The sequence below is a fragment of the Nocardia sp. NPDC056564 genome, assembly GCF_042793755.1.
In the GTDB taxonomy this organism is placed as follows: Bacteria; Actinomycetota; Actinomycetes; order Mycobacteriales; family Mycobacteriaceae; genus Nocardia.
Genome location: NZ_JBHTUR010000003.1, coordinates 538,313 through 550,975, shown reverse-complemented (window position 1 = coordinate 550,975; position 12,663 = coordinate 538,313). Strand labels below are relative to the sequence as shown.

Sequence of the window (12,663 nt, the reverse complement as noted above, 5' to 3'; positions counted from 1 at the left end):
CTTCCTACCTAGGTGTTCCTCGAGACGACGACGTCTGCGACGTAACGCAGTGCTTGGCGGGCCGCGGCCGGGATGGGTGCGTCGTCGAGGGCGCGGTTGGCCTGCGCCCAGCGGGTGCGAATCATCGCTTCGACGCGGGGTCGTGCGGTGGTGGTGAGGATCTCGCGGCAGGTCTCGGCCTGCCGCGGGTCGAGCTCGGGATTGCCGAGCAGGTCGAGCAGTTGCGCGGACTGCGCGGGGGACGCGTGCTGGAGGGCCAGCGCGACCAGCGCGGTGTGCTTGCCGTCGCGCAGGTCCTCCAGGTCGGACTTGCCGGTGCTCGCGGGATCGCCGTAGACGCCGAGCAGATCGTCCTGGAGCTGGAAGGCCTCGCCGACCGGAGCCGCGTAGGCGGTGAGTGCCTCCCGCACCCCGCGGTGCGCGCCGGCCAGGGCGGCGCCGAGTTGCAGCGGGCGCTCGCAGGTGTAGGACGCGGTCTTGTACCGGATGATCTGGAGCGCGCGGCCCAGGTCGCGGGAGGGGCGGGCGGTGGTGATCAGGTCGAGATACTGGCCGTACATGACATCCGCGCGCATGCCGTCGAGCACCGTGAGGGCCTCGGTGAGCTGGGTCGCGGTCAGCTGCGCGGTATGCAGCAACTCGGCCGACCAGACCATCGCCAGGTCACCCAGCACGAGGGCGGCGTGCGCGCCGAACCGGTCGGGCTCGCGGCGATCCCGATACCGGTCGGCCAGCGCGCGATGCACGGTGGGGTGATCGCGGCGGGTGTGGCTGTTGTCGATGATGTCGTCGTGGATCAGCACGGCGGCGTGGAAGAGTTCCAGCGAGGCCGCGGCCCGCACGATCGACTGCGGGACGGGCATGCCGCCGCCCGCCGCGTGCCAGCCGAGGACGCACAGCAGCGGGCGAATTCGCTTGCCGCCGGCGGAAAGAAAGTCGAGCACGGTCTCGGTGAGTTCGCCGGGTAGCGCGGGACCGGTGGCGGCGGCCTTGTCCCGTAGGAAGCGTTCGAGTGTGTCGTCCACCCTGGTCCGGATGGCGGCCAGGTCTACCGGGGTGGCCGGCTCGGCGTGCGCGGTGGTCATGAGATCCCCTCCGCCGGGTCGGTCAGCGCGACGGCCTCGGCCAGCAGCGTTTCCACGATGCGGTGCTCGGGCACGGTGCGAATCACCTTGCCCCGGACGAAGATCTGCCCCTTGCCGTTGCCGGAGGAGACCCCGAGGTCGGCCTCGCGGGCCTCGCCGGGGCCGTTCACCACACAGCCCATCACCGCGATCCGCAGCGGATGCGGGAACCCCTCGAACGCCGCTTCCACCTGCCCGGCCAGCCGGTGAATATCGACCTGAAGACGGCCGCAGCCGGGGCAGGAGACGATCTCCAGCTTCCGCGGCCGCAGTCCGAGCGATTGCAGAATGTGACAGCCCGCCTTGACCTGATCGACCGGCGGCGCCGAGATGGACACGCGAATGGTGTCGCCGATCCCCTCGCCGAGCAGGATGGCGAACGCGACCGCCGATTTGATCGTGCCCTGGAACATCGGCCCGGCCTCGGTGACGCCGAGGTGCAGCGGATAGTCACAGCGTTGGGCGAGTAGCCGATTCGCCGCGATCATGGTGCGCGGATCGTGGTGCTTGACCGCGATCTTGAGGTCGCTGAAGCCGTGCTCTTCGAACAGCGCTGCCTCCCGCAGCGCCGATTCGACCAGCGCCGCCGCGGTGGCGGAGCCGTGCTTGGCCAGCACCCGCGGGTCGAGCGAGCCCGCGTTCACCCCGACCCGGATCGGCACACCCGCCGCCGCGGCCGCTTTCGCGATCTCGCCGACCCGGTCGTCGAATTGCTTGATGTTGCCGGGGTTCACCCGCACCGCCGCGCACCCCGCGTCGATCGCGGCGAAGACGTAGCGCGGCTGGAAGTGGATGTCGGCGATCACCGGCAGCGGGGAGCGCGCGACGATGGTCGGCAACGCGGCCACGTCCTCGGCCGTCGGCACCGCGACGCGGACGAGGTCGCAGCCCGCGGCGGTGACCTCGGCGATCTGTTGCAGCGTGCCGTCGATATCGGCGGTACGCGTGGTGGTCATGGTCTGGACGGAGATCGGTGCGCCACCGCCGACCGGGACGCCACCGATATCGAGCCTGCGGGTTCGGTGGCGCGGAGGTGCGGTCGGCAGGCCGAGATCACTGCTGGTCATGGCGGCCTCTCTGAATGTCGGCAGCGGCCGTGGTCACGGCAGGCGCCGGACGTCGGGCGGCGGGGCGAAGGCGATGTCCTCCACCGCGGTGACGTGTTCCCGAACGGTGAGCGGTCCCCAGGCGCGCAAGGCCTCGACGACCGCGTCGACGAGCACCGCGGGCGCGGAGGCGCCCGCGGACAGGCCGATGGTGTCCGCGGACTCGATCCACGCCGGCGAGATCGCCGCCGCGTCCTCGATGAGGTAGGCCGGAACACCCTGGCGCCGAGCGACTTCCACCAACCGCTGGGAGTTGGACGAGTTCCGCGACCCGAGCACAAGCACCAGGTCGCTCTGCCGCGCGACCGCCTCGACCGACTCCTGCCGGTTGGTGCTGGCGTAGCAGATGTCGGCGCTGCTCGGGCCGCGCAACCGCGGGAATCGCCCGCGCAGTGCCTGAATGGTCGCCTCGGCCTCCTCGACCGACAGGGTGGTCTGCGTCAGGTAGGCGACCCGGCTTTCGTCGGGAACCTGTAGCGCCGCGGCCTCGGCCGGGGTGTCGATCACCACGGTCACCTCGGGCGCCTCGCCGGCGGTGCCCTCGACCTCCTCGTGCCCGGCGTGGCCGATCAGCACGACGGTGTTGCCGCGGGCGGCGAACCGCCGTGCCTCCGCATGGACTTTGGTGACCAGCGGACAGGTGGCGTCGATCACGGTCAGCCCGCGTCGCTTCGCCTGCTCGTGCACGGCGGGGGAGACACCGTGCGCGGAGAAGACGACCGTCGAGCCCGGCGGTACCTCGTCGAGTTCCTCGACGAACACCGCACCGCGCGCGGCCAGATCGGCGACCACGTGCGTGTTGTGCACGATCTGCTTGCGCACGTAGACCGGCTCTTCCCGATCCGGTGCGGCCAGTAATCGTTCGACCGTGTCGATGGCCCGCTCGACGCCGGCGCAGAAAGACCGTGGCGCGGCGAGCAATACGGTTCTCGCGCGGGCGGTGGTCATGGCGATACCGGGTGCGCCAGGTCGACCGGTACGCGGTGCGGTCCGTCGATGCGGGCGGCGCCGGTGCCGAGGCCGGTGGGCCGGATGAAGCAGGGCGTCGGTCCGGACGGGGGAACCCGTTCGGCGACAACCTCTTCCGGCGGCGCCGCCGGTCGATAGCGGTCCTCGAGTTGGTCCTCCGTATAGCGGCCGCAGGATCGGTGCCAGTGCACGATTCCGGCCATCCAGTCCTGGAGTTCGACCGCGCGCCGGTCCAGTGAATCGCGCACGTCCTGACCGAGCTCGTATTCCTCGTAGAGGGCGGGCAATTCGTTGCCGACGATGCGCTCGAACTGGTGCATCCGGGCGGTCAGCAGGTCGTTGACGATGGCCACGCCCGCTTCGGAGTCGCAGTCGAAGAAGTTCTGCATGACCCGGACCGCGTTGTGGAAGTCGCCCTCGTACCGTGTCTCCTTCTGATACGAGAACAGGTCGTTCACCATGGTGGCGTAGTCGCTGGCGGTGTGTTCCAGGTCCAGGACCGTCTGGGTGCGATAGACGTCCGGTGGGACCAGTTGCCCGTGCGAGAACCGGGACAGCGCCATGGTGAGATCCGAACCGAAAGTGCGGCGGCGCATTTCGACATAGTCGACCGGATCGGGGATGCGATTGGCGATGTCGTTGGCCACCTCCCATTCGGAGCTCTCCAGGAACGCCATCACGGACCGGCGGAATTCGCGTTTCTGCTCGTCGTCGAGAAGGGCGGTGGTCCGCGGCCAGAGGTCGGCGAGAGCGCGTTCCATCGCGTTGGCGGCCGGCGGGACCGCCGCCGCATCCAGCGGCATGAATGCCGCGAAGCGTTTGCCCTGCAACTTCGCCGCGACGATGTCCTTGCGCCGACCGAACACCTGCGGGTAGTAGTCGTCGACATAGGTGCCCCAGGCCAGCCAGTTCGCCGACAGATCCAGTTCGGCGGGGGTGGCGTCCGGATCCAATCCCGCCGAGCAGAGGGCGAAGTCGAACTCCGCCAGATCCACCGGCCGCCACAGCGGGCGACCACCCAGTTCCGGCACCGGGGCGTGGAAGCCCACCTGCTTGCCCCAAGCCGTCAGGTTCTCGCGCGCCGTGTCGAGGTGCGGACTCAACCGCAACGCGTAGGGCAGGTAGAAGTCCGGCAGCTTGGTCGGGCCGACGTCCTCGAACCGGGGACGCAGGAAGCTCTTCGCCCGGCCCGCCCCGAGGGCCTGCGTAGGGGCGAACAGATACACCGCGGAGCTGCCGAGCCCGACCGGCTTGAACAACCGGGGCAACGGATCGCTCGCGGTCGATCCGCCCTTGTTCATGTATCTGCTCGACCGCATGTGCCACTCGTGCCCGCCGGATTGCCAGTCCTGTAAGCCTTTCGCGTAGGCGACGACCGCGGCCTGGTCCTGCGGAGCGACCGCGTACTCGGCGAACAGCATCGGCAGTTCGGTGAGCGCCGTGTGCTCGAACTGCTGCAAGCGGGAGGTCAGCAGATCGTTGACCACGTCGGCGGCGCGCTGGGTCTCGTACCCGAAAAACCGCTCCACCACCAGGATTCCGTTGGCGTTCTCGCCCTCCTGCCGGACCTCGCGCTCATAGGAGAAGATGTCGTTGCGCAGGTGCACGGCGTCGGAGAAGGTGTCGCGCAGCACCTCCAGCGGCCGGGTCGCGGCGAGCGCGGCCGGAATCGCCGCGCCGACCGCGTGTTCCACCAGATTCGCCGACCAGGGTGCGCCGCCGACCTTGCGCCGCATCTCGATGTATTCGATCGGATTCGCGATCCGGCCCTCGGTGATGTTGGTCAGCTCCCACCGCGACTCCTCCAGCAGCGCGGTGGTTGTCGCGACGAAGCGCTGCCGCCAGTCCATCGGCATGGTGGGCACGGTCCGCACCCACAGGTCGGCGAGCCCGCGCTCGACCGGATTCGTCGGCTCCGGCATCGGTCCGCCGGCCAGTGGCAGGAAATCGCGCAGGTGTTCCAGATAGGTCCGCGCGCCTTCGGTATCCCTTGTCCGCTTGAACAATTCGAGGAAGTGATCGTCGAAATAGAACACCCACACATACCAGTCGGTAATGAGCGACAATTCCGCGCTGTCGCATTCGGGATGGGTGTAGGCGCACAGCAGGCCGTAGTCGTGCCGCTCCAGGTCGTCCTCGTCCCAGATGTGGTGTCCCTCCTGGGGTTCGAAGAAGCCCATGTCCTCGGCCCAGATCCGGGTGTGCGCGCGGGCGGTGTCCACGTGCGGGTTGAGCCTGGCCGGGTATGGCATGTAGAAATCGGGAAGTTCGAAGGGCTGCATGTCATCTCCTCACGGTCGAACTCGCGGCTCAGTGGTTCCGGTGCGAAACCAGGCCGGCCAGCACCATCAGGTCTGCCGCCGCGGCGGGGTCGGCCAATGCCGCGATGGCCGCGCGCACCCGGTTCTCGGCGAGCCGCTGGGTGCGCTGCCGTCCGCCGGCCGACTCGACCAGCGCGGCGGCCCGCGCGATATCCATCGATTCCGGAGCGCGGCCGTACATGCTCGCCAGTTCGGCGGCCGCCGCGGTGCCGGAATCCAAGGCCGACACCACCGGCAGCGACATCGTGTGGCGGGCAAGGTCACTCGTCGGTTTGCCGGTGACCTGCGGGTCACCCCAGATGCCGATCAGGTCGTCGACGAACTGGAAGGCCATGCCCAGTTCCCGCCCGAACGTATCCATCGCCGCGACGGTGGCCAGATCCGCCCGCGCGCACACGGCCCCGAGCGCGCACGCGCAACCCATCAGCGCGCCGGTCTTGCCCATCGCCATCCGCGCGTATTCCTCGACGTCGACGTGCCCACCGGAGCGGAAGCGGCAGTCCTTGTGCTGGCCGTGACACATCTCGATGACCGCCGATTCCAGCCGCGCCACGGCCGCCGTCGCCGTCCGGCCGGGCAAGCCGGTCACCAGGATTCGGCAGGCCAGGGCGTGCAGCGCGTCACCGAGCAACATCGCGTCGGGGATGCCCCACACCGCCCACACGGCGGGCCTACCGCGCCGGAGCCGATCGGCGTCCATCACGTCGTCGTGCAGGAGCGTGAAATTGTGTACCAGTTCCACCGCGGCCGCGGCGGCGAGCGCGGCTTGCGGGGTGCTACCGCAGGCGACGGCCGCGCAGACGGTCAACGCGGGCCGCAGCGCCTTGCCGCCGGGCTGCGGGGTCGCGGTGCCCTCGGCGTCCCACCAACCGAGGTGGTAGCCGCCCATCCGGCACAGCGGCTCGGGTAGTGACGAAACTGCCTCGCGCAGCACCGGATCGCACATGGCGCGGGCGCTGGCCAGGATCTCTGTGGCCCGGTGGCTGGTCGCCGCCGAGGTGCTCTCGACCATCAGCACATACACCTTCCCTAGCGGGGTCCCGGCGCCGGGGAACCCGGTCGCCGAGGACCTGGGAACGCCGCGGCCGCTTGGTATTTCGGTGCCGCCGCGGCGTCGAAGACATCGAGGTCGCTGAGGGTCCCGGTCAGTCGGTCTGGCGTGCGACGAGGACGTTGTCGAGGATGCCGAGCGCGTCGGGGACCAGGATCGCCGCCGAGTAATAGCAGCTCACCAGGTAGGAGATGATGGACTGGTCGTCGATGCCCTTGAAGCGGACGTTGAGGCTCGGCTCGTATTCGTCGGGCAGGCCGGTCTGGTGCAGGCCGATCACGCCCTGATCCTTCTCGCCGAGGCGCATGGCGAGGATCGACGTGGTCTGCGTGCCGCTGACCGGAATCTTGCCGCAGGGGAAGATCGGTACGCCGCGCCAGGCGGGTACGCGGTGTCCGTCGACGTCGACCGGGTCCGGGTACAGGCCGCGCCTGCTGCATTCGCGGCCGAACGCGGCGATCGCTTTCGGGTGTGCCAGAAAGAGTTTCGTGCTGCGCCGCATGCTGAGCAGCTCGTCCATGTCGTCCGGGGTGGGCGGGCCGGACTCGGTGTAGATGCGCTGCTTGAGGTCGCAGTTGTGCAGCAGTCCGAAGTCGGGGCTGTTGACCAGGTCGTGCTCGCGGCGTTCGTAGAGCGCCTCGATGGTCAGCCGCAACTGCTGCTGGGTCTGGTTCATCGGGTCGTTGAACAGATCGGCGACGCGGGTGTGCACGCGAAGCACGCTCTGCGCCAAGCTCAGTTCGTATTCCCGGGGGCTGGCGTCGTAATCGACGAAGGTGCCGTCCAACTGGGGCTCACCCTCGTGGCCCGAAAGGATCTCGATCGCGGCCTCGCCCTGTTTGTTCTGTGGTCGTGCGGCCGCGGCGGTGACCCGGGAGAGTTGCTCGCGGAGTGCCGGCGCGTTGTCCAGCACCTCGTCCAGCGCCTGTCTCGGCATGACCAGCGTGGTGGTCTTGGTGACCGCCTTGACCGTGACCGGCCAAATGGCGGACGGGTCGGTGATGCATTCGTCGCCGAAGAAGTTGCCGCCGGCCAGCAGGCCGAGCATGGTCTGCTCGCCGTATTCGCCGGAACCGATCTTGGCCAATTTACCGTGCACGATCAAAACGATCTGATTCATCTCGTTGCCGAATTCGGCGATGACCGTGCCAGGTTCGAGGTCGCGCTGCTCGAAACGATCCGCCAGTGCGCGCAGGATGTCGTCGTCGTCGACGTTGTGCAGGGCACGCAGTTCGCGCAGTTCCTGGGGAATGACCCTGGCCTGCGAGCCTTCGATCACGAACTCGATCTCGCCGTTGCCGAGGGTGTGGGTGAGTCGGCGGTTCACCCGGTAGACACCACCGTTGACCTGCGTCCACGGCAGCATCCTGGTCAGCCAGCGCGAGCTGATCCCCTGCATCTGGGGTTCGGATTTGGTGGTGGTCGCCAACTTGTGGGCGGCCGCGGTACTGAGGCTCTTCCGGCCGTTACCGTTACCATTGGTCTCGGTGGAGACCGGCATTTCGATTGTCATATTTGATCCTCACCTCGAAATGGTCACCCCGGACGGCCGACGTTGGAATGTCCGAATAGGTGATCGTTCAGATTCGGTGGTTGTGCACAGCGGGTCGACTGGCTGCGAGTAGCCCGCGTAACAGAGCGCTCGAACGAATGTTGCTATATGACAGAGCATTTGAGGCGATGTCGATCTTAAGTCGCGGAACCTGTTGGGCGCACGTAAATTTCAAATATTAGTCGTTATTATTAGGATGGTTACGACACGTGTTCGATTGGGACAACGGTCGATAACACCTTGATGTGGATAGGCAAAACCTGAGCGAATTCACGGGCGGGTGGCTATCTTCCGGCCACACAGCGGAACGGCGCCACCCGGGTGGGTGACGCCGTTCCTCGGCTGGCTACCTGCCGCGCGGACTACTCGGTGGCCTGCTCCTCGGCGGGTTCACCGGTGGTGCGCAACAACGAGTAGCCGAGACAGACCACCCCGAAGAACAGATACCCCAGCGCGACCTGTGGCGCGGCCGCCCAGTCCACCTCGGCGGCGTGGATCAATCCGATCCAGCTCAGTACCGCACCGACCAGCGCGGCGAGTGCCGCAGCGACAAAGCGCTTTTCGAGCACGAAGGTCACCGTGGCGCCGAGCACGAGCCCGGCCAGCACCGCGCCGGAACCGAGGGTTTTCAGGCCGTCGTAGACCACTCCGGCCTGGCCGAGCGCGTCCGCGCCGACCTTGTCCGCCGAGGTGCCCGCCGCGCTGAGCGCGTTGTCGATCAAACCGACCGCCCACTCCGCGAGATTCGGCAGCAGCGCCGCGACGACCGCGACCGCGTGCAGTCGCGGCACCGCCTGGAACGCCTGGGCCCCGATCAGCAGCCCGATATAGAGCAGGATCGGCACGATGGCCGGGATCGGCAGCACGGTGGCGAGCAGCCCGAAAAGCCCGAGCAGGCACATCAATCCGATCACCGCGCCGCTGGCCAGCGAGTAGCCGGTCCGGCCGCCCGCGTCCTTCCAGCCGGGATGGCCGATGTAGACCGCTGGTGGGAACGGGGAGCCGAAGCCGGACCCGATGATCGCGCCGAAGCCGTCCGCCAGCAGCACGCTGCGCAGGTTGTAGTTGTCGCCGGCCGCCGCGGCGCTCTCCACATTGCTCATCGCCTCGGTGAAGTTGTAGACGCCGAGCGGGATTGCCGTCGCGAGCAGCGGGGCAAGGTTGCCCAGTCCGTCGAACAGCAGACCGATCCGCAAGTCCGGCAGGCCGAGCGCGATATCGTGCGCGGCCTTCGAGACATCCGGCGCCGACAGGTAACCGCCGATCCAGCCGATCGCGGTGCCGACCAGCAGCGCGACCAGGCCGACCGGAATGTTGCCGGGCAGCTTCACATCGGTGAAGAAGCCGATCAGGATGATGGCCAGCACCGGCAACCCGATCCACGCCGCCTCCCACATCTGCGCGGCGGGCCGCATGGCGATGAAGGTGATGGAGATGCCGGCCAGGGTGCCGAGCATGGCGGCCCTCGGGGTGATCGCGCGGATGAACGGACCGACGAACGCGCCGATCATCACGATGACGCCGATCATGAACGCCCAGGCGAGCCCCGCGGCCCAAGCCTGCACGGGGTCACCGGTTTTCAGATAGATCGGCAGCATGACCACGAACACGACGATGAACATGTGCGGCACGCTGGGGCCGTAGGGCAGCGCGGTCACCGTCGCGCGCCCTTCGCGCCGAGCGAGGCGGCGGGCCAGCAGCATGTAGTAGAGGTTGCCGAGCACCAAGGCGACGCCCAGCGCGGGTAGCACGGTGCCGAGTACATCGCCGCTGGGGATCTTGACCACCGCGATGGACAGGGTGGTGAGCGTGAGCACGTTCACCAGGATGTTGAAGGCGAGCCCGAAGAAGGCGTTGGTGTCGCCGCGTGTCCACCACGGGAGGTCGAGCGGGGCAGCGGGTTCGGTTGCGTCGGTGATATTCGTATCGACGGACATCGGTGGTTCCTGTTCGCTAGGCCGGGGTGTTCGCGGCGGCCGCGGACTCGAGTGCGCCGATGACCGGGGCGGAATCGGCGACCCAGCCGAAGATGCCGCCCTGCGCGGCGATCATCGCCAGCCCGGCCCGCTGGAAGTCCGGGAAATACGAACCGACACAATCGGAGACAACGAGGCAGTCGTAGCCGCGGTCGTTCGCCTCGCGCACCGTCGTGTGCACGCACACCTCGGTGGTGACGCCGGTGACCAGCAGCGATTCGATCGAGTTCGCCTGCAGAACCGACGCGAGATCGGTGGCGTAGAACGCGCCCTTGCCCGGCTTGTCGATCACCACTTCGCCGGCCAGCGGGGACAATTCGTCGATGATGTCGTGGCCGTACTCGCCGCGGATGAGGATGCGCCCGAACCGGCCGGGATCGCCGATGCGCTGAGTCGGGTTGCCTCGCTGGAGTTTTGCCGGTGGGCAGTCGGACAGGTCGGGTAGGTGGCCCTCGCGGGTGTGGATCACCGCGATGCCCGCCGCGCGGGCCGCCGCGAGTAGCCGGGCCAGTGGGTCGATCACGGTCCGGAGCAGTGCGACGTCGTTGCCGAGGCTTTCGCCGAATCCGCCGGGCAGCAGGAAGTCGCGTTGCATGTCGATCACGAGCAGGGCGGTGGTGTGCGGGTCGAGCACGAATGGTGTCGGTTGGGCCGGAATGCGTTGTACTGCGGTCATCTTCGTTCTTTCTGTACGAGCCGGATATCCAGGTGCGCCTCGGCCAGGCGCGGCTCGTCGAGGATTCGGGCGGCCGCCGCGAGCACCGTGTCGTCGGCGAGCGCGGGTCCGAAGACCATCGCCGAGACGGGGCGGGCGTCCGAGGTCGTGCCCACCGGTACCGCGATGGCGGTGAGGTCGAGCAGGTTCCCGAAATGGGTGTAGTGACCCAGCATGGTGTTGGTGTCGATGGGGTCGGCGAGCACCTGACCGATCGTGCAGGTGGTGCCGATCGTCGGAACGACGATGACGTCGTAGTCGGTCCACATCCGGGCCACCGCGGCGCGCAGTTCCTGTAGGCGCTGCTGGGCGCGGAACACATCGACGGCGTTGAATGCGTAACCACCGGTGAGGATCTCTCGGACGACCGGCAGGATCGACGCGGGGTGCTCGGCCAGGAAGTCGCCGAACTCGACGAGCCGCTCGGCCACCCACGGGCCCTGGTACAGCAGCGCGCCCGCGTCCAGGAACGGCGTCAGTGTGGTTGGTACGCAGTCGAATCCGAGTCCGTGCAGTCGGTCGCGCACGCCGAGGTGGGCGGTGCGGAAGGCCTCGTCGCCGAAGAATTCCAGCTCCGACTCGGCCGGCAGTCCCACCCGGATGGGCCCGCCGCGGTGCCGTTCGCCGCGCGAGCGGCTCCACGGATCGGCCGGATCCGGGGCGGCGATCACCGCGAACACCCGGTCGAGGTCTTCGATCCGCGTCGCCATCAGCGTCAGGCAGTCGAGCGACTTGCACGCGGGCACGAGCCCGACCGTGCTGATCAGTCCGCGCGACGGCTTCCAACCGAGGATTCCGTTGAGCGCGGCCGGAACCCGGCCCGAGCCCGCGGTGTCGGTGGCGACGCAGAACGGCACCTGGCCGAGCGCGACGGCCAGCGCGGAACCCGAACTGGAGCCGCCCGAGATCAGGTCGCCGCCGAAGACGCTGCGTGGCATCGGATACGGCGTCCTGGTCCCGTTCAGGCCGGTGGCGAACTGGTCGAGGTTCGTCTTGCCGACATACAGCGCGCCCGCGTCGAGCAGGCGCTGTACCGCGGGCGCGGTCTCGGTGGCGATATAGGCGAAGTCGGGGCAGGCCAGCGTGGTCGGCCTGCCCGCGACGTCGATGCTGTCCTTGACCCCGAACGGCACGCCGTACAGCGGAAGGGTCCGGGCGCCGGGGCGCCGCTCGAGTTCCGCGGCGGCGGCCAGCAGTTCCGCCCGCGGAACCGGGGTGATCCAGGTGCCGTCGGCGCCACGGGCCTCGATGGCATCCGCGACCCGCGCCGCCGTGCTGCTCGGCGAGCCGCTGCCGCCTGCGTGCGAGGCGAGAATCTCCGCGACGGTGGGCCCTGGATTTCGCATTTGTCGATTGTCGGCAGCACGTGTGAAGCGGACGGCTTCGCAATGTATCCGCTGTGTTAGGTATTCCGGGCGGTGTGCGTGGCCGACGCACTGCACTGTGTCGGTGCGGCGGATTAGCCTCGGGGTATGTGCCGAAACATCACTGCCCTGCGGGGGCTGGAGCCCGCGGCGACGCCGGAGGAGATCCAGGCCGCCGCGCTGCAATACGTTCGTAAGGTCGGCGGGTTGTCGAGCATCTCGGCCGCCACCCAGCCCGCGGTCGACGCGGCGGTCGCCGACATCGCCGCGATCACCACCCGCCTGCTGGATCAGCTGCCGGATCGCAAGGTGCCGCCGAAGTCGGTGCCGCCGCTGCGCAGGCCCGAGGTGCAGGCGCGGATCCAGGCCAGGGCGCACTCGCACGACTAGCCGTCTGCCTCGGCATCGGTCGCTGTGCGCGGGTGCGTTCGGCGAACGTGCGGCCTGCTATCTTGAACGTCGTTCAAGCTGGTCGTTGGAGGAAG

At 68.5% G+C, this 12,663-nt stretch carries 10 protein-coding genes; 1 reads left to right on the top strand and 9 read right to left on the bottom strand.

The window, feature by feature from the left end; translation table 11 throughout:
- Positions 1 to 8: 8 nt before the first annotated feature.
- The 9 genes from ACFQ9K_RS10320 to ACFQ9K_RS10280 all read right to left on the bottom strand — a co-directional run bounded on the left by ACFQ9K_RS10320 (position 9) and on the right by ACFQ9K_RS10280 (position 12,160).
- Positions 9 to 1,085: a polyprenyl synthetase family protein gene (locus ACFQ9K_RS10320; RefSeq protein ID WP_378724479.1), complete on the bottom strand. Its 1,077-nt coding sequence runs from the start codon at positions 1,083 to 1,085 to the stop codon at positions 9 to 11.
- The gene (gene ispG / locus ACFQ9K_RS10315) at positions 1,082 to 2,191 is read right to left on the bottom strand and encodes a flavodoxin-dependent (E)-4-hydroxy-3-methylbut-2-enyl-diphosphate synthase (protein ID WP_378724482.1); all 1,110 of its coding nucleotides are present in this window, start codon (positions 2,189 to 2,191) and stop codon (positions 1,082 to 1,084) included. Before ispG ends, ACFQ9K_RS10320 begins: the two co-directional genes overlap by 4 nt.
- A 33-nt stretch (positions 2,192 to 2,224) precedes the next feature.
- Positions 2,225 to 3,178: a 4-hydroxy-3-methylbut-2-enyl diphosphate reductase gene (gene ispH / locus ACFQ9K_RS10310; RefSeq protein ID WP_378724484.1), complete on the bottom strand. Its 954-nt coding sequence runs from the start codon at positions 3,176 to 3,178 to the stop codon at positions 2,225 to 2,227.
- Positions 3,175 to 5,481 (bottom strand): germacradienol/geosmin synthase, encoded by a 2,307-nt coding sequence (locus ACFQ9K_RS10305; protein ID WP_378724487.1) that lies wholly within the window; start codon positions 5,479 to 5,481, stop codon positions 3,175 to 3,177. The genes ispH and ACFQ9K_RS10305 overlap by 4 nt, the downstream gene beginning before the upstream one ends.
- Positions 5,482 to 5,509: 28 nt before the next feature.
- Positions 5,510 to 6,532, bottom strand: a complete 1,023-nt coding sequence (locus ACFQ9K_RS10300; protein WP_378724489.1) for a polyprenyl synthetase family protein — start codon at positions 6,530 to 6,532, stop codon at positions 5,510 to 5,512.
- A gap of 133 nt (positions 6,533 to 6,665) precedes the next feature.
- Positions 6,666 to 8,084, bottom strand: a complete 1,419-nt coding sequence (locus ACFQ9K_RS10295) for a family 2B encapsulin nanocompartment shell protein (protein WP_378983068.1) — start codon at positions 8,082 to 8,084, stop codon at positions 6,666 to 6,668.
- 401 nt (positions 8,085 to 8,485) lie between these two features.
- A complete protein-coding gene (locus tag ACFQ9K_RS10290) occupies positions 8,486 to 10,060 on the bottom strand; it encodes a regulator (protein WP_378717708.1) in 1,575 nt (524 codons plus the stop codon).
- A gap of 16 nt (positions 10,061 to 10,076) precedes the next feature.
- Positions 10,077 to 10,775 (bottom strand): cysteine hydrolase family protein, encoded by a 699-nt coding sequence (locus tag ACFQ9K_RS10285; protein WP_378717706.1) that lies wholly within the window; start codon positions 10,773 to 10,775, stop codon positions 10,077 to 10,079.
- Positions 10,772 to 12,160 carry an allophanate hydrolase gene (locus ACFQ9K_RS10280; protein ID WP_378717704.1) on the bottom strand — a complete coding sequence of 463 codons (1,389 nt, stop codon included), beginning with the start codon at positions 12,158 to 12,160 and terminating at the stop codon, positions 10,772 to 10,774. Before ACFQ9K_RS10280 ends, ACFQ9K_RS10285 begins: the two co-directional genes overlap by 4 nt.
- 126 nt (positions 12,161 to 12,286) lie before the next feature.
- Between ACFQ9K_RS10280 and ACFQ9K_RS10275 the strand changes: the two genes are divergently transcribed.
- The gene (locus ACFQ9K_RS10275; protein WP_150407324.1) at positions 12,287 to 12,568 is read left to right on the top strand and encodes a DUF2277 domain-containing protein; all 282 of its coding nucleotides are present in this window, start codon (positions 12,287 to 12,289) and stop codon (positions 12,566 to 12,568) included.
- Positions 12,569 to 12,663: the final 95 nt, after the last annotated feature.